Origin of the sequence: Planktotalea frisia, assembly GCF_001890925.1 — a bacterium.
GTDB lineage: Bacteria > Pseudomonadota > Alphaproteobacteria > Rhodobacterales > Rhodobacteraceae > Planktotalea > Planktotalea frisia.
In genome coordinates this window covers 1-16,969 of the sequence record NZ_MLCB01000203.1, presented here as the reverse complement: position 1 = coordinate 16,969, position 16,969 = coordinate 1, and the positions used below count along the sequence as shown (strand labels likewise).

Annotated in this window: 15 protein-coding genes; 7 read left to right on the top strand and 8 right to left on the bottom strand. The window is 51.0% G+C overall.

All coding sequences use genetic code 11. The annotated features are described in order from the left end of the window. Nucleotides 1–936: flagellar basal body P-ring protein FlgI (locus PFRI_RS18790; RefSeq protein WP_072632240.1), on the top strand; the 936-nt coding region annotated here is incomplete at its 5' end. 5 nt (nucleotides 937–941) lie between these two features. Here PFRI_RS18790 and trhO read toward each other — a convergent pair. Then, entirely contained in the window at nucleotides 942–1,838 is an 897-nt protein-coding gene (gene trhO / locus PFRI_RS18785; RefSeq protein WP_072632236.1) for an oxygen-dependent tRNA uridine(34) hydroxylase TrhO, read from the bottom strand. Nucleotides 1,839–1,922: 84 nt separating this feature from the next. Here trhO and pncA point away from each other — a divergent pair, with 84 nt between their 5' ends. From pncA to pncB, 3 genes are all read left to right on the top strand, one after another. Continuing rightward, complete coding sequence (pncA, locus tag PFRI_RS18780) at nucleotides 1,923–2,525, top strand: bifunctional nicotinamidase/pyrazinamidase (protein ID WP_072632235.1); 603 nt, start codon at nucleotides 1,923–1,925, stop codon at nucleotides 2,523–2,525. A gap of 399 nt (nucleotides 2,526–2,924) precedes the next feature. Then, a complete protein-coding gene (locus PFRI_RS18775) occupies nucleotides 2,925–4,817 on the top strand; it encodes a PAS domain-containing hybrid sensor histidine kinase/response regulator (RefSeq protein ID WP_170124883.1) in 1,893 nt (630 codons plus the stop codon). Between the two features lie 51 nt (nucleotides 4,818–4,868). Further along, entirely contained in the window at nucleotides 4,869–6,161 is a 1,293-nt protein-coding gene (gene pncB, locus PFRI_RS18770) for a nicotinate phosphoribosyltransferase (RefSeq protein WP_111445593.1), read from the top strand. Here pncB and arfB read toward each other — a convergent pair. From arfB to PFRI_RS18740, 6 genes are all read right to left on the bottom strand, one after another. Continuing rightward, nucleotides 6,158–6,580 carry an alternative ribosome rescue aminoacyl-tRNA hydrolase ArfB gene (gene arfB, locus PFRI_RS18765; RefSeq protein ID WP_072632238.1) on the bottom strand — a complete coding sequence of 141 codons (423 nt, stop codon included), beginning with the start codon at nucleotides 6,578–6,580 and terminating at the stop codon, nucleotides 6,158–6,160. The genes pncB and arfB overlap by 4 nt on opposite strands. A gap of 264 nt (nucleotides 6,581–6,844) precedes the next feature. Next, complete coding sequence (locus tag PFRI_RS18760; RefSeq protein ID WP_072632233.1) at nucleotides 6,845–7,471, bottom strand: queuosine precursor transporter; 627 nt, start codon at nucleotides 7,469–7,471, stop codon at nucleotides 6,845–6,847. Nucleotides 7,472–7,560: 89 nt separating this feature from the next. Further along, nucleotides 7,561–8,442 carry an esterase-like activity of phytase family protein gene (locus PFRI_RS18755; RefSeq protein WP_072632232.1) on the bottom strand — a complete coding sequence of 294 codons (882 nt, stop codon included), beginning with the start codon at nucleotides 8,440–8,442 and terminating at the stop codon, nucleotides 7,561–7,563. Then, nucleotides 8,415–9,278, bottom strand: a complete 864-nt coding sequence (gene mepA / locus PFRI_RS18750) for a penicillin-insensitive murein endopeptidase (RefSeq protein ID WP_072632237.1) — start codon at nucleotides 9,276–9,278, stop codon at nucleotides 8,415–8,417. Before mepA ends, PFRI_RS18755 begins: the two co-directional genes overlap by 28 nt. Beyond that, the gene (locus PFRI_RS18745) at nucleotides 9,278–10,651 is read right to left on the bottom strand and encodes an MFS transporter (protein WP_072632231.1); all 1,374 of its coding nucleotides are present in this window, start codon (nucleotides 10,649–10,651) and stop codon (nucleotides 9,278–9,280) included. Before PFRI_RS18745 ends, mepA begins: the two co-directional genes overlap by 1 nt. 68 nt (nucleotides 10,652–10,719) lie before the next feature. After that, a complete protein-coding gene (locus tag PFRI_RS18740; RefSeq protein ID WP_072632230.1) occupies nucleotides 10,720–11,256 on the bottom strand; it encodes an acyl-CoA thioesterase in 537 nt (178 codons plus the stop codon). A gap of 129 nt (nucleotides 11,257–11,385) precedes the next feature. Here PFRI_RS18740 and PFRI_RS18735 point away from each other — a divergent pair, with 129 nt between their 5' ends. The 3 genes from PFRI_RS18735 (at nucleotide 11,386) to yaaA (ending at nucleotide 14,595) form a co-directional block, all read left to right on the top strand. Continuing rightward, nucleotides 11,386–11,673, top strand: a complete 288-nt coding sequence (locus PFRI_RS18735) for a YggT family protein (RefSeq protein ID WP_072632229.1) — start codon at nucleotides 11,386–11,388, stop codon at nucleotides 11,671–11,673. A gap of 76 nt (nucleotides 11,674–11,749) precedes the next feature. Then, entirely contained in the window at nucleotides 11,750–13,795 is a 2,046-nt protein-coding gene (gene recQ / locus PFRI_RS18730; RefSeq protein WP_072632228.1) for a DNA helicase RecQ, read from the top strand. A 29-nt stretch (nucleotides 13,796–13,824) separates the two neighbouring features. Continuing rightward, nucleotides 13,825–14,595, top strand: coding sequence for a peroxide stress protein YaaA (yaaA, locus tag PFRI_RS18725; RefSeq protein ID WP_072632227.1), 771 nt, complete (start codon nucleotides 13,825–13,827; stop codon nucleotides 14,593–14,595). Here the strand turns inward: yaaA and PFRI_RS18720 are convergent. Continuing rightward, nucleotides 14,583–16,781, bottom strand: coding sequence for a response regulator (locus PFRI_RS18720; RefSeq protein WP_072632226.1), 2,199 nt, complete (start codon nucleotides 16,779–16,781; stop codon nucleotides 14,583–14,585). The two genes, yaaA and PFRI_RS18720, sit on opposite strands and share 13 nt — an antisense overlap. Nucleotides 16,782–16,969: the final 188 nt, after the last annotated feature.

Here is a 16,969-nt window from a genome sequence, read left to right as displayed (position 1 = left end):
GTCTTCAAGGTTGGATACATCTTAGCACGCTGTCCAGTTTTGCCGGACCACTTCAATATTACCGGTGAACAATTTCGACCTAAGAATGTTGCAGCGGTCTTTGTTACTGCGGAACTACCGCCCTTTTCTCGAGCTGGCGCATCAATAGACATTACTGTTTCGGCTATTGGCGATGCAAAGAGTCTACTGGGAGGGACGCTGGTTATTACCCCTCTGAACGCAGCAGACGGCCAGATTTATGCAGTCGCACAAGGTACAATTATTGCAGGTGGGGTCGCCGCGGAAGGGGACGGTGCGGCAGTTATTCAAGGTGTTCCAACTTCTGGCTCCATTCCTTCGGGAGCGCGTGTCGAACGTGAAGTGGAGTTCGACTTTGGATCGCTGCAAATATTGAGGCTTGCTTTGCGAGAGCCAGACTTTACGACCGCACATCGTATCGAAGCTGCTGTGAATCGTCACTTTGGTGCCAAAGTCGCCGAAATGTCGGATTCTGGTACAGTGTCAGTTAATATCGAAAAAACTCGTTCTCGGTCCCCCGCGCATGCGATCTCTCGTTTGGAGAACGTGTTGGTCCGCCCTCAAAGAAAGGCTCGTGTCGTAGTAGATCAAAGATCCGGAACGATTGTCATGGGTGAAGATGTCCGAATTTCTCGTGTGGCGATCTCGCAAGGAAATTTGACGATTCGGATTCAAGAAGAACCTCTCGTCGAGCAACCCAATCCATTTAGTCGAGGTGAAAGTGTTGTCGTTCCTCGTACCAATGTTGAGCTTGAAGAAGAGCCTGGCATAGGTCTTGCTGAGCTGCGTAGTGGCACGTCTCTATCAGAGGTGGTTGCTGGGTTGAACGCGCTAGGCGTTGCTCCTCGAGACATGATCGATATTTTGAAGAGCATAAAAGTCGCTGGGGCTTTGCACGCGGAATTTGTCGTCCGCTGAGCGTCCTACGGTGACTGCGCTGTCCGTTTCTTCGATAGCTCGATTTGCTTTTGGCGCTCGCGAAAGCGTTCTTTGTCCTGGTGAGATGTCTCTTTGAAACATTGATGACATGAAACACCAAGTTCAAAATCGTCTTTCTTGATATCTTCTGGCATGATCGGTCTTCGGCACCCAAAACACATTTGATGAGGTCCAACTTCTAGTCCATGTCCAACTGAAACCCGACCATCAAAAACGAAGCATTCTCCATTCCAGGTTGATTCGTTCTCTGGTATTTTTTCTAAGTATTTCAGTATACCGCCCTTCAAGTGAAAAACATCTTTTACCCCTTGCCCTTTCAGGTAGCTTGTTGATTTTTCACAACGAATCCCGCCTGTACAAAACATCGCAATGCGTTGATTTTCAAATCGCTTTTTGTTTTTCTCCCACCATGCGGGAAAATCGCGAAAGCTCTTTGTTTCTGGGTTGATTGCACCTTCGAACGTACCGATCGCGACCTCATAATCGTTGCGCGTATCAATGACCACGACGTCATCCGAGTTTATAAAGTCGTTCCAATTCTCGGCTTCAACATATTGGCCAACAGCTCCACGTGGGTCAACGTTTGCTTGCCCCATTGTCACGATTTCTTTCTTCAGTCGAACTTTGAGTTTGTTAAAGGGTTCGTCAGAACTTTCGCTTAATTTCCATTCTAAACCAGAGAATTCTGGAAGCGTGCCTAGAAAAACCAAGAGTTGATCTATGGACGATTTTGAACCTGCGACTGTTCCATTAATGCCTTCGTAAGCGAGCAAAAGCGTGCCTTTTATCTCGAGGCTTTCACATTTGCTGCGCACAGATTTTTGCAGCGATGGCAGGTCGCTGATTGGCGAAAAGTGGTAGAGAGCGGCGATTGTATACATGGGCGCACGCGTAGCTGATTTTGACCCCTTAAAGCAAGTAATCTAAGAAGCTGTTACAATGATTGCCAATGACTGGAAAATGACATGACTTCTACCTCTGCATTGCTTGTAATTGATGTTCAAAATGACTTTTGCGAGGGTGGAGCACTAGAAGTTGCTTCAGGCTCTGAAGTGATTGCTCCTATAAACGACATGATGGAAGCATCTGAAATAGTTGTACTTTCTCAAGATTGGCATCCAGATAATCACCGATCATTCGCGCAAAATCACGAAAACTGTGTGCCATATGAGGTGATGACGATGCCCTACGGACCACAAGTTTTATGGCCTAAGCACTGTTTGATTGAGACGAAAGGCGCGGAATTTCATCCAAATTTAAAAACAGGCTTTGCGCAAATGGTCGTGCGAAAGGGGTTTCGCACTGAAATCGATAGCTATTCAGCATTTTTCGAAAACGACAAAACGACTGCAACTGGTCTTGATGGATATCTAAAATCGCGAGGTGTTAAGCGTGTCACACTCGCGGGCCTCGCTTTGGATTTTTGCGTTTTTTACAGTGCTATGGACGCGCAAGCGCTGGGGTACGAGGTTGTGGTTGAGACCGAAGCTTGCCGCGCGATTGATCTTGATGGCAGTCTCGAAGCTGCACTAATCGCGATGAAAAATGCGGGGATTCGGGTGAAATAGGAATCGTAGCCCGATTCGTTAAGGGTTTAGTGCGATCACTGCTGCGAATAGCGACGTGAGTAGCAGGGGATGCCCCAAAAAGAGCAAGATCAGGATTTAACGTCGATGCCGTTGAACGCATCGATTGCGCGTTTTCAAAGGTATGCGCGGGGGCGTATAAAGCATCTACCGAAGCGGCAAATCTTGACCGTCGTCGGGTCTGGATTTGTTGCTCTACACACTTCCCTTTTTATTGGGCTCTTGGCAGCGTGCATTTCTATAATCGGTGAGGTTATAGATTGCGTTTGCCTAAAGCGTCAGTTGATAGCTTTGAAGAATGGGCAACGTTTCTCATTGCTCAGTGCGCGAGCCAGTATAAGCGCAGGCATTCAAGCAGTTTGCACAGCAATTTGCATTCTCATGGCTGAAGCATTGCCTGATGCCGGTGTCGGAATATATTTCGCGCTCGTTTTTCTTATGTCAGCGGCTATGAATGCGGGTCTCGTGCTACCCTACCACAAGCCTAGTGCATACGCGCGGCTTAGTGTTTATTTCATTACCTTCTTAGTGATTTTGCTTCAGCAATACTTCCGCGCTGGGGGTGCATTCGAAGTCTTTATAGCTGATGCGTTAACCATGACGATGAAGGGGTATATCGTGTATGTTATTTTGCATTTTGTTGTTTCCAACCACGAAAAACATCTCAGGAACACAAAGCAGATCCTTGCAACCTCCCAAGCGCTGGAAGCTTCTGATAGACTAAAGCGAGAGTCGCAAGAACTTGCGCGCAAGTTATCGTTGGTCGCTCGCCATGCGAACGACAGCATTGTGATTTCAGATCCCACTGGAAGCATCACTTGGGTGAACGAAGCGTTTACCAGAATTACAGGGTATGAGGCTTCTGAGGCCATCGGAAAAACGCCAGCTGAATTACTCAACGACGCCAGTACGAGTCTTGAGATGACCGCAAACATCGCAAACCATATCCGTCAGGGCAAAGCAGTCCGTGCAGATATTTTGAACCGTCGGAAAGATGGAAGAACGATCTGGGTTGAGACCAATATAGTTCCGATCAAGACTGACGATAATCAGGTTGAAATGATTGTCGCGATTGAGCGCGATGTCACAGCGATCAAAGAACACGAAAAAGAGCTTGCTGAAGCAAAGATTCAAGCGGAACAAGGTGAACAAGCAAAAAGCGAATTTTTGGCGACCATGAGCCATGAAATCAGGACACCGATGAATGGCATTATCGGCCTTTCTGATCTACTGTTTGAACTGCCACTGCCCAAAGAAGCGCATTCATATGCCTCCACAATAAGAGACTCAGCAGATGCGTTGTTAACCATAATCAACGATGTACTCGACGTTTCCAAGTTGGATGCAGGTCAGCTCAGTATTGATCCTATCCCTTTTGACTTAGAAGCATGCTTTCATAAGTCGATCGAGCTACTTGCGCCGCAAGCGGTTCTAAAAGGGATTTACCTTGATGTTGAGCTGGACAAAGACCTGCCCAAAGACGCGATTGGTGATGATGGTCGTGTGCGACAAATTTTTCTGAACGTCATTGGCAACGCAATCAAATTCACCTCTTTTGGCGGCGTTACCGTGCGACCAAAAATTGAAACGACGGACACTGGTTATCTGCTTGTCGTCGAAGTGATCGACACCGGAATCGGTATCCATTCTGATCGTATCGACCAAGTTTTTGATAAGTTTCAACAAGCAGATAGTAAAACCACCCGTCGATTTGGCGGAACGGGGCTCGGGCTTTCAATTTCCAAGCAACTTGCTGAGATGATGCAGGGCGACATTTCTGCCGTTTCCACAATGGAGAAAGGGTCGACCTTTACCATTACGCTAAGTCTAGGGCGATCAGTCTTACAAAACACCAATAGTATTCAGCGACAAAATCTTGCTTCAGACATTGCGCCAATGTCTGTGCTAGTTGCCGAGGATAACAAGACCAACAGGTTCTTAATCTCTAAGTACCTCAAAGGTTTACCTCTTGATGTCCACTTTGCGCACGACGGTAAGGAAGCCGTCGAGAGCATGCAGGCTGTGACGCCTGATTTGATCTTTATGGATATGTCGATGCCCGAAATGGATGGGCTTGAGGCAACAAAGCGGATCAGGGCTTCACGGGGCATCCAACCTCACATAATTGCGCTAACCGCAAATGCGTTCGCGAGTGATCGCGAGGCCTGTTTTGCCGCTGGTATGGATGATTTTCTCGCCAAACCTGTCAAAAAGACGGACCTACTTGGCAAGCTCGCTGATTTCAGTGCGACGCGTTCTGCAAATCAGCTTTGATCCGGTTAAGGTCTTCGCGTAACAAGGGCAGACAATCTTAAGTGAGGGCCGATCTTGGATATTGCGACGCGCGTGTGGAACCACAAATGGAAGATCGATCCAATCGTTCGCTCATTGATTGATGACGATTTTTATAAACTTTTGATGTGCCAATCGGTATTTCAAAGCCACCCTGATACGCATGTAAAGTTCAGTCTGATCAATCGTACCAAATCAGTGAAAATGGCAGACCTGATCGATGAAGGCGAGTTGCGCGAGCAGCTTGATCACATACGTTCGCTCTCGCTTAGCCGTGGTGAAAGCACGTGGTTGCGCGGAAATACGTTTTACGGAAAACGCCAAATGTTTCGCTCTGATTTTATGGAGTGGTTCGAGAATATGCGCTTGCCAGAATACCATCTGGAAAAGCGCGATGGCCAGTATGAACTCACGTTTGAGGGCAAATGGTGTGAAGTCATGCTTTGGGAAATTCCCGCGCTTGCAGTCTTGATGGAACTCCGCAGCCGGGCAGTCTTGGACAGTATGGGCAAATTCGAATTGCAGGTACTTTATGCGCGCGCAATGACCCGCGTTTGGGAAAAAGTAGAACGTTTGCGCACTGTCGAAAACCTGCGTATCGCAGATTTTGGCACGCGTCGGCGCCATTCTTTTCTATGGCAAGATTGGTGCGTTCAAGCGATGCGTGAGGGACTTGGCGACAAATTTGTTGGTACGTCGAACTGCAAAATTGCGATGCTGAGAGACATCGAAGCTATTGGTACAAATGCGCATGAGCTTCCGATGGTTTATTCCGCGCTTGCCAAAACCGACGCAGACTTGCGCCAAGCGCCCTATCAAGTGCTTGAGGATTGGCAGGAAGAACACGACGGCAATCTGCGTATAATTTTACCAGACACCTACGGTACTCAAGGGTTTCTACAGAGCGCGCCGGATTGGCTCGCGGGTTGGACAGGTATTCGTATCGATTCCGGGGATCCTGCGACTGGTGCTGAAATCGCGATCAACTGGTGGAAACAGCGTGGCGAAGATCCCCGCGAAAAACTGGTGATTTTCTCTGATGGTCTCGACGTTGAAAAGATTATCGAGCTTCACAAACAATTCGAAGGCCGCGTTCGTGTCAGTTTTGGCTGGGGCACACTGCTCACGAATGACTTTCGTGGTCTTGTACCCGATGGCGGTCTCGATCCGTTTTCAATCGTGTGCAAAGCAGTCGAGGCAGATGGCAATCCGACGGTCAAACTTTCGGACAATCCCGGAAAAGCTATGGGTCCAGCGGATGAAATTGAGCGGTACAAGCGCGTCTTCGAGTTAGGCGAGCAAGAGCGCCAAGAGGTGATTGTTTAATCGTCGCCTGTTACGCGACCGCGTAGTGCTTTCACTTCGCCGCGCTCTTTCTTCGTTTTCAGACGGCGTTTCTTGCTGCCCAAAGTAGGACGCGTTGCGATGCGCCGCTTGGGTGCGACCAGAGCTTTGCGGATCAACTCAGTCAAACGCTCCCGCGCGATCACGCGATTACGCGCTTGGCTGCGTTCTTCTTCAACGCGGATGATCAGCGCGCCATCCAATGTCCAACGGCGACCTGCTAAACGCTTTAATCGTGTCTTCACAGGGCCAGTCAAATTGGGTGAGCGCTCTGCTTCAAAGCGCAGCTCTACTGCAGTGGACACTTTGTTAACGTTCTGCCCACCCGGCCCGGACGAGCGGGTAAAGCTCTCCGCTAGCTCCCAATCAGCGATCTCTATGTTTGGTGTAATCTGCAACATGCGCCCTTCATGCCAGAACCAAAGCAAAGACGCAAAAAGGGCCGCCCCACTGGAACGGCCCTTAATCTGAGTTTCGGAGGTGTGTCGGTTAGGCATTCACCAATTCGCGGGCGCATGGCCTACTAGGGGTTGCCGCTAGCGGCGCACCTCGCAAATTGTCCCAACACATTTCTCCAATACCTTTTTAGACACAGGATCACCTCCTCTCATTTGTTTCAATCAATGGTAGGATTGCATGGAAACCCCAGATCGCCAAACATTATTTCAAGCAGATTGTTGTTTTTGCCAACGCGTCACCAATGCCTTGAACGGCACCAACGCAATCAGCGCAAGCGTCAGTTTCACGCCCCAATCAGCAACCGCCAAAGACACCCAAAGCGGCGCGACTGGACCAAAACCCAAGATCGGCAGTGCTTCGTTTGCCCAGCTCACGTCATTCGCAGGCTCTAGGAAGATCAATGCAGCAGAGAACGCGATGGTGAAGAAGAGCGCTGTATCAAGCGTCGAGCCGACGATCGAGGACGCAAGCGGTGCGCGCCACCACTTGCCGTTCTTCAAAGCGGAAAAGATCGAAACGTCGATCAACTGCGCTACAAGGAATGCCGTGCCCGAGCCAATCGCGATGCGCAGTGTGACCAAAGGACCAAACTCGCCTTGAATTTGCGTCCCAATCAGGGAGCAGATGACACCTACGATGAAGCCAACAAAAATGACCCGACGCGCAGCGCTTGCGCCATACATTCGGTTCATCAAGTCGGTCACGAGGAATGCGAAAGGGTAGGTAAATGCGCCCCATGTCAGCCATTGGCCGAACAGAAATTGAACGAGGATGTTGGAAGCAACCACAATGGTTGCCATGGCGAGAACGCCAGGAAGATAAGTGCGTACCATAGATATTGCCCGTTTTTTACAAGGTTGCGGCTACTTCCTCTCAAAATGAGAGTCGCCGCCGTTTATGCCTTGTGCATCTGTTAGGCAAGTCATTCTTGCAGCAGAAATTCCACCATGATCGTGCGTTGAAATCGGCTGAAATTATCGTCAGAGACAGCCAAGAGACGAGTCGCGCCAGAGGCATCATGCCAAGCTGCAATCCCTTCGAGATTGTCGAATTGTCCAATTGAGCTGGTGAAAAGATGTTCGTGGCGCTTTGGTCGGGCGGCTTCAAAAATCACGCGATCAATGCGTGTCAGAAAAGCAAAACCGATGAAGCTGCGACTAAGAACATAGAGATGCCCATCCGGCCCAAAATCTGCACCAACAGGGCGAAAGCCGCCTGAGCGCGGGAAATTGTATATGTGCCGCCAGGTTCCGTTCTCTGCGTTTCGATAGATCGGGAAAGGCTCGCGAATAGTGTTGGAACCTTCAGGGATCACAAACAGCTTGCCTGCTTTGGAGATCGCAAAAGCCTCAAACCCTACGTTATTGGGCGCGTGACGCGCGCGTTTGGGAAGGGTTTGAGCGGTGGGCGTTCCAGTCGCGTCTGAATACGTGAGTATGCGCGCCCTGCCTTCGGCCGACATTCTTAACGCGCCATCATCGCCCAAAGCCAGCCCTTCAAGGTCGCGAAAGCGTTTAGGATCAGGGCGTTTACCGTTCTCCATCAAGAGCTGCACCGAGTTTTCGAGCTTTGCGCCTGTTAGTTGGCCGTCTTCGCCGCGCACAAGCGAACCAGAATAGAGCACGCCATCATCGCTGACCGCGTGAAACTTGATGCCTTTCGCATCCACCTCTAGGCCTGAAATGCCACCGAAACCGTCAACGTCTGGCGACCATTCGAATTCAGCGACAGGCACTGCGAGCGGTGCAGCAAAAAGCGATGATGCGTAGAAAAGTGCTACCGTGACTGCAAGACATTTGCGCATTGAGCAGGTAAATCCGCCAGAACGTATTCACGCCGTGGCTTTGGCTTGGGCGCATTCGGGTCGCGCGGTTTCGGCTTTGGCGGGTTGAGAATATCGTTCACCCACTTTTGCCCATCTGCACAGCCGTCCCCTGCGGGAGGAGCCGCTTGATCAACGCATCCGCGCGCACCCTTAGGGCAAGCGAGCCGTACATGGAAGTGGTAGTGATGCCCGTACCAAGGTCGAATTTTACGCAACCACTTACGATTGCCTTTTTCAGCGTTACACATGGCGACTTTCGCACCCGGAAACACAAAGATGCGCGCTGTGCGTTTGTCTTTCGCAGCCGCTTTCATGATTTCCATATGCTGACGGGTGAATTTGTCGTTAATGTAGGCACCCTTCGCGCGGCGCAAAGAAACAGAGCTGATCTTTTCGCGATCGCGACGTGCCAGGCGCAGGTTGTTCGCTGGCAACATCCAGATATCAATATCGAGACCGATCTGGTGACTACGGTGTCCCGTAAGCATCGGACCACCACGGGGTTGGCTAATGTCACCGATATAAAGCCCGTTCCAACCCGGCAATTGTGCCGCCTTGGCAGAGAGCTTTTGAATGAAGTCGATTGTTGTGGGATGCCCCCAGTTGCGATTACGCGATAGACGCATCGCTTGCCACGTTGGCCCTGTTTCAGGCAGTTGGACATTACCAGCGGCGCAGCCCTTGGCGTAGGATCCTAGTGGTGTTGCGCGCTGGGCAGAGCCCTGTTTTGCGGCACCAAAAAGCTGTTTCGCTTCAGGGGCAGCAGACAAGGGCAGGGCAACAATCAAACTCAGTACAAAAGCAACAACGCGCATCATTTTTCAAAATCTCCGTTTTTATGAACGTAGGCTAACAAGATTAGGCCGATCAAGAAAAGGAAGAACACCGGTGACACACCCAAGCGTGCGCTTTGCGTAACTGTTGTCACGATTCCGATCAAAAGCGGCGCAAGGAATGCGGTCGCGCGACCTGACAGACCGTAAAGCCCGAAATACTCCGTTGCGTTGTCTTCGTCCGTGTGACGCACCATCAAAGAGCGGCTCGAGGATTGTAGCATGCCACCCATGCCACCGATGAGAACGCCGCAAATGATAAATATCAAGTCAGGCGTACCTGCGGCGACAGGCATGCCATAGACGGTGTCAGGCGTCACATTGATAACGGTGAGGCTGACAAGCATTAGAACAACGATAGCAAAGGCGATCACAGGTTTCGGGCCAAAGCGACGATCCGCAAAACCACCGATGTAGCTGAACACTGCCGCGCCGATCGCTGCGACAACACCGAAAACACCGATCTGGGTGACTTCCCAATCCAGCACCAGCTTCGCATAGACACCACCAAATGCGTAAAGCCCGTTCAGTGCATCGCGATAGAACATCGAACCGACGAGGAAAAAGCCAAGCGAACGACGCGATTTGAGACCTTTGAGGGAGGTGACGACCTGCCCGAAAGCTTCTGAAAAACTGGATCTGATTTGATCCGTTCGCACTTCTCGCACCCATAAAAAGTAAGGAACCATGAAAAGGATGAACCAAATCGCCGCGAATGGCCCTGTGGCACGTGTCCCTTCGCGCGCGCTTGGATCGAGCCCGAACAAAGGATCAAGTCCTGCAACCGTCTTGCCGTTTCCTTGTTCAACCAAAAGCAAAAGCGCGATGGCCAAAGCAATGACGCCCCCAAGATAGCCGAATGCAAAACCAGAGCCGGAAATTTTACCAATCTGTTCGCGCGTCCCCAAGCCAGGCAACTGCGCATTGGTGAAAATTAGCGCATATTCCGCGCCGATAAAGCCAATGCCAAAAGCAGCCAGCATCCAGAACAGATTGCTCGCATCAGGGGCCGTGAACCAAAGTGCGGCGCAGCCAAAAACATACATCAAACTAAACGACGCGATCCACGGCATCTTGCGCCCGGTGCTATCTGCCATTGCGCCGAAAATGGGGGCGGAAAAGGCGATAATCAAACCAATGAGCGCAGTCGTCCAAGCCCACATCGCCTGCGCATTGGCGTCAGCGACACCCTCAACCAACCCTTGGTTCAGGTAATAGGTCGCGGCGATTGCCACAAAAAACGGGCCAAAGATGAATGTGTTCAGAACCGTGTGATACGGCTGGCTTGCGAAATCGAAGAAATACCAACCCCAAATGCGCTTTCGCAATGTTGTGTCCGCTGTTGCGCTTGTCATATGTCCGTCCCCTATGTTGGGCACAGTTAGACAGACACAATGTCACACGCGCAAGACAATCCTGTCGCTTAGCCTTGCATCGGTGGCCAAGGACGGCTCGCGTCCGCTTCGATCCACTTAGCGACCCAATCGGGCATGGGCGGAGAGACTTCGTCACGTCCCATTGCGGCAGCCACGCGGGCAGGGGTGACGATGCCAGACTTGTCAGTGACCGCGGCACGATAAAGCGCATGGTTGGCGACTTCGCCGTCGTCCTTCACCATACATTGCTCAAGGTAAAAGAATCGTTCATCCCAGCAAACAGCGCGCGACTTCATCGTAAACGCCTCAAACGTGCGGACACGTCGGCGATACCGAACAGAAACACCTGCCATCGTCAGCCCCCAACGGTTGGTCTTTAACACGTCAATCAAGCCTGCGCGTTTTGCCAATGGAATGCGTCCCAGATCAAGCAACGTCAGCGTGCGCCCGTTGTTCAGTTCCATCCACATGTCGATGTCCCATGGCCAGCACCGATGACGCGACACGTGGGTTTCGTCAAAGCCAATCGGCTCCATGTTTCGGGTCTGCCACAAGGCTTTGATCATACGGATGAAAGGGTACATTAACGCGCTCCTGCTAAGGAGCACATCTGCGATAGTTCGCATTCGCGTCAAGTCGCGACCCTGCGGCACTTGTCGTCGCGCTCTCGCACGACTACCTAGGGAACAACTTAAAACTTCGGAGCCGACCCCATGCTATCGCTTTTCCAAATTCTGTTGCTGATCCTCGATATCGCGTGGTTCTTCATTGTGGCTCATGTGATCATGAGCTGGCTGATCAATTTCCAGGTTCTGAACCTGAACCAACAATTCGTTGCGCAGATTTGGTATGGTTTAAACCGAATTCTTGATCCTGTGTATAACAAGATCCGCAGCTTTTTGCCGAATATGGCAGGCATTGATCTCGCGCCATTGGTGGCTTTGGTCGGTGTTTACGCGCTGCGCATCGTTATCAGCAATAACATGCAGTCGTTTTACTAACACTTCATCTTGTGTGAGTTGTTAACCTATGGGACATATCCTGTAAGAGCAGAGCATTGCCATTACAGGACATCCCATGGACCGCGCCGCATCGCTGTTAAGCGACGTTTTCGGATTTGACGCCTTTCGCCCCGGCCAGCGCGACATTGTCGATGCTGTTTCTGGCAACGAAAACGTGCTTGCGATCATGCCCACGGGTGGTGGTAAATCGCTGTGTTTTCAATTGCCTGCGCTCTTGGATGAAAGTGGCCTAACTGTTGTCATTTCCCCTTTGATTGCATTGATGCGCGATCAAGTGCAGGCATTGAAAGCCAGTGGAGTCGTCGCGGGTGCGTTGACTTCTGGCAACACAGAAGAAGAGACCAACGCCGTATTCGAAGCCATCGACGCAGGCACCTTGCGTCTTTTGTATATGGCACCGGAACGACTTGCCTCTGGTGGCGCTGTGAATTTGCTACGTCGCGCTGGCGTTAATCGTATTGCAGTGGACGAAGCACATTGCGTGAGCCAGTGGGGACATGACTTTCGCCCCGACTACCTGCGCATTGGCGATCTGCGCCGCGCTTTGAATGTGCCGATTGCCGCGTTTACCGCCACCGCCGACGCCGAAACGCGCGTTGAGATTTCGCAGCGGCTGTTTGATGGTGAAACGCCCAAGACCTTTTTGCACGGTTTTGATCGTCCCAACATTCACCTCGCTTTTGCAGCCAAAGACGGTCCGCGTCAGCAAATTCTAGCGTTTGCCGCTGCACGCAAGGGTCAATCAGGCATCGTTTATTGCGGTACGCGAGCCAAGACCGAAGGGCTTTCCGGTGCTTTGAACCAGGCTGGCCACAGTGCGTGTTTCTATCATGGTGGCATGGATCCCGATATGCGCCGCGAAGTCGAAGCACGGTTTCAACGTGAGGATGGCTTGATCGTCGTCGCGACTGTTGCGTTCGGGATGGGGGTTGATAAGCCTGATATTCGTTGGGTGGCCCATGCTGATTTGCCCAAGTCAATTGAGGCATATTACCAAGAAATTGGTCGCGGTGGCCGTGATGGCGCGCCCGCTGAAACGCTCACGCTTTATGGTCCTGACGATATTCGTTTGCGACGTAGTCAAATCGACGAAGGGCTTGCGCCGCCTGAACGCCGATCTGCGGATCATGCCCGTTTGAATGCCTTGTTAGGTCTCGCCGAAGCACTCGATTGTCGCCGTGCGAGCTTGCTCGCCTACTTCGGCGAAACCAATGTTAAGTGCGAAAACTGCGATTTGTGCGATACGCCTGTGGACGTCTTTGATGGCACGACGGCTGTGCGCAAAGCGCTTTCCGCAATCCTACGCACAAACGAGTATTTTGGCGCTGGGCATCTAATTGATGTGCTTTTGGGCAATGAAACCGACAAAATTCGCGCGCGTGGACACGATGATCTGCCGACTTACGGCGTTGGCAAAGAATATAGTAAACGCGAATGGCAGGCGGTGTTTCGTCAAATGATGGGGCACGATTTAGTGCGCCCTGATCCTGAGCGCCACGGTGCTTTGCGTATGACGGATGAAGCTTTGCCGATTTTGCGTGGTGAAGCGTCCATTCGTTTGCGCCGCGACAGTATCAAAGCAGCATCGAAATTTTCGCCCGCGGTTAGAACTTTAGTCAGCGAAGAAGACGCGCCTCTGCTGTCTGCTTTGAAAGCGAAGCGACGAGGGTTGGCCGAAACTGCACGCGTGCCAGCGTATATCGTGTTCAACGACAAAACACTGATCGAGATGGCGCAAGTTCGACCTAAAACGCTTGATGATATGGCGGGTATCGGTGGCGTTGGGGCGAAGAAATTAGAAACCTACGGCGCGGCTTTTCTTGAGGTTATTAACGGTGAAGTTGAAACGCTTCACCCCGCGAGGCGTAAATTGGCTGGGCGCGAAAGTGGCACGCTTTATGATCGTTTGCTTGAAGTACAGGCCGATCTCGCGCGTGGTGGCGAGGGTCATGACAAACCGCTGAGTTGTTCCGCGTCATTGCTTGCTAAGATTGCGGCGCAAAAACCACAAAACGAAATGGCGCTCGAACGCATCTTGGGCGAGCGACGTTGCGAAAGATTCGGTCGCGCTTTTCTGGACGTCCTGCGCGAGGCGAGCTAGATCAAGGTTAAGCGAATAAGGGGGCGAAAATGTTAGTTGTGATTTCACCAGCCAAGCGTCTGGATTGGGCAGAGCGCGATGTCGAAATGACTGCGCCTGATTTGCAAGAAGATGCGGTGCGTTTGTCCAAAACGGCAAAAAATTTGACGCTGGCTGAATTACGAAAACTGATGGACCTCAGCCCCGATTTGGCGCGTCTCAATAGTGATCGTTTTCAAGCGTTTGAAGCGGAACCAACTGATAAGGTTGTGCGCCCTGCTGCGTTGGCGTTCGCGGGTGATACGTATCAGGGATTGGAAGCGACCAGCCTGAATGATGATGAAATGCGCTGGGCGCAGGATCATTTGCGTATTTTGTCGGGGCTTTACGGTGTTTTACGTCCGCTTGATGGTATCCAGCCTTATCGTCTCGAAATGGGTTCGCGCCTGAAAACACGTCGCGGCGCGTCGCTGTACGACTATTGGCGTACAGATCTGTCGAAAATGCTGAACACGCAGGCAGATGCGATTGGCACAGATACGCTGGTGAATTGTGCGAGCCAGGAATACTTTGGTGCTGTCGCACCGAAAGCGCTGAAGCTACGGGTCGTCACACCCGTATTCATGGAAAACAAAGACGGCAAAGCCAAAATCGTAAGCTTTTTCGCCAAAAAAGCGCGCGGCGCTATGGCGCGCTATATGATTCAGAGCCGCGTTGAAAATGCTGATGATATCAAAGCGTTTGATACTGGCGGCTATGCGTTTCAGCCGGATATGAGCGAAGGTGATCGCTGGGTTTTCCTACGCGACTATCCCAACTGATCAAGGCCAAGCGAGCGGGTGTTAGGAATATCTAGCGCGATAATATGCTCGACAACCAATGCCTTTTTAAGTGGTTTTGTGAGGTAGTGATCGAGCCCGGCTTGCAAAATGGTTTCTTGATCGCCCGCCATAGCGTGAGCGGTCATAGCGATTATCGGGATGCGTTTTTGATTGGTTTTCTCTAACGCACGAATGTCTCTGGTCGCCTCTTTTCCATCCTTTTTAGGCATCGAAATATCCATGAAAATAATGTCGGGATCGAAGCTTTGATAAAGTGAGACAACTTCTATCCCGTTGTTGGCAAATTCGAGATCAATGTCGAGATTCTTGAGCATCTTGCGAAAGACCAACTGATTGGTTTTGTTGTCTTCCGCCGCCAAAATACGAAGCTTGCGGCCAGCTTTAGGAGCCATAAGTTGCGCGCGGTTTGCTGTATGAAAAACGATCGTTTCGGTCTTGGGTGTTTTTTGCTCAGGAGGCGCGAGATCGATCAGGACGCGGTACAAGTGTTGGCGCGGTACGGGTTTTTGCAAAATGCGCGAAACGGCGTCTCTTGCAGGATCGGCCTCTGCCACGCTGACGTTTGATGTGATCAGCAATATCGCAAGCTCGGGCAATTCTGCCCTAAAGGCACGCGCAAGGTCAAAACCATCAATTTCGCCTTGCATGTCATCAATAATGGCAAGATCAAAACCTGAGTTTAGCTGCGCTATCGCATCCTGATCGCGACCCACAGCGGTGCATTCGACACCAAGCAAAGAGACCTGCTTTTCGATGATTGTCCGAGTTAAATCAGAACTATCGACGATCAAAGCGCGTTCGATAGCGAGTTTGACGATTTCGAGGTCGTCCGCTGGACTGCTCTCAAGTTTGATCTGAAAGCCGAAACAACTGCCGACATTGTCCTCCGACGTGACCCAAATCTGACCATCCATCATTTCAATCAAACGTTTGGTGATCGCAAGACCAAGGCCGGTTCCCTCAAACTCGCGGTTTTTTTCTTCATCGACCTGGTTAAATTCACCAAACACCTGATCAATTTTATCTTCGGGAATGCCGATCCCTGTGTCCTGAACCGTCACGTGCAAATCGCACATGCCGTCCTGATGCGTTCCCGTAACTGAAATCAGGACATGTCCGACTTTGGTGAACTTAACCGCATTGCCGAGAATGTTGGTTAAGACTTGCCTGATGCGCCCCGGGTCACCGACAAGTTGGGTCGGTAAAAACAGATCGTAATCAACAAGCAAGGCGATGTCTTTGTCTTGTGCAGAGGGTTGTAGAAGGCGGATAACTTCATGAATACATTGTTCAAAATCAAAAACCGTAGGCCGTAGTTCCAGTCGATTGGCTTCGATCTTGGAGTAGTCGAGCACATCGTTAATGATGGTTAACAACGCTTCGCCGGAATTTCTGATCGTGTCGACGAATAGCTGCTGTTCACTTTCCAAATTTGTTTCGGCGAGCAAATCTGCCATGCCGACGATACCATTCATCGGCGTGCGAATTTCGTGGCTCATGTTCGCGAGAAAAGCAGACTTTGCGCGATTGGCGGTCTCTGCTTGGTGGCGCGCTTGCTTTAGTTCATTTTCATAGCGGATCGTATCGGTGATATTCAGCGCGAGCGAGACCACATCCCCATCAGGACCGCGCTCATCAATCAGTTTGGCATACATCCCATTCCAGAACCGCAAAACAATGGGTTTGGGGCTGGGAGAGTGCCATCGATCAAGCATCGCGTTGCGCCATGCATGAGCGCTTAACTCTTCAGTATCCACGATCCCTTCTTCAGTCAGAACAAGGAGGATTTCGGGGTATGTGACGCCCGGTTTCATGTCTTCTAGGTCGTCAAAGACATCCAGGTAGGCATTGTTGGCGCTGATCATTTCATTGTCGGAGTTGAAGAACGCAAACCCGTCCCGAATTGTGCGAATGGAGTGCCACAAACGCCGCTCTGCTATCTCTACCTTCTGATGCGCAACGGTTAGATCCGTTTTTACCTGACGATTTTCATCGCGCACATTAGCGACCTCTGCTTCCGTGCGTTCGATACGATCAGACAGCGCGCGGGCGTGTCGCCCTAGCTTGCGATTGGCCGAAAACAATTCGGCCTCTTTCATTTCCAACAACCGTTCGGCCGCGAGTCGAGCACGCCGTTCTTCGGCAAGTTTATGGGCAAGCGTCATTCTGCGGTCACTTGAATCAAGGTTAAGGTTAACGCGACAATCCGCTTAGGAAGTGAAGATTGCTTTAACCCGAGTGCAGAAAACTTGCCAAAAGTGCATCGCGCATGTCACCTTTGCCGTATTATTTTATACCGCTGCTACCCCAAAACCCGAATTTTTTCATGGGTTATGACGCGGAAATTGTCTGA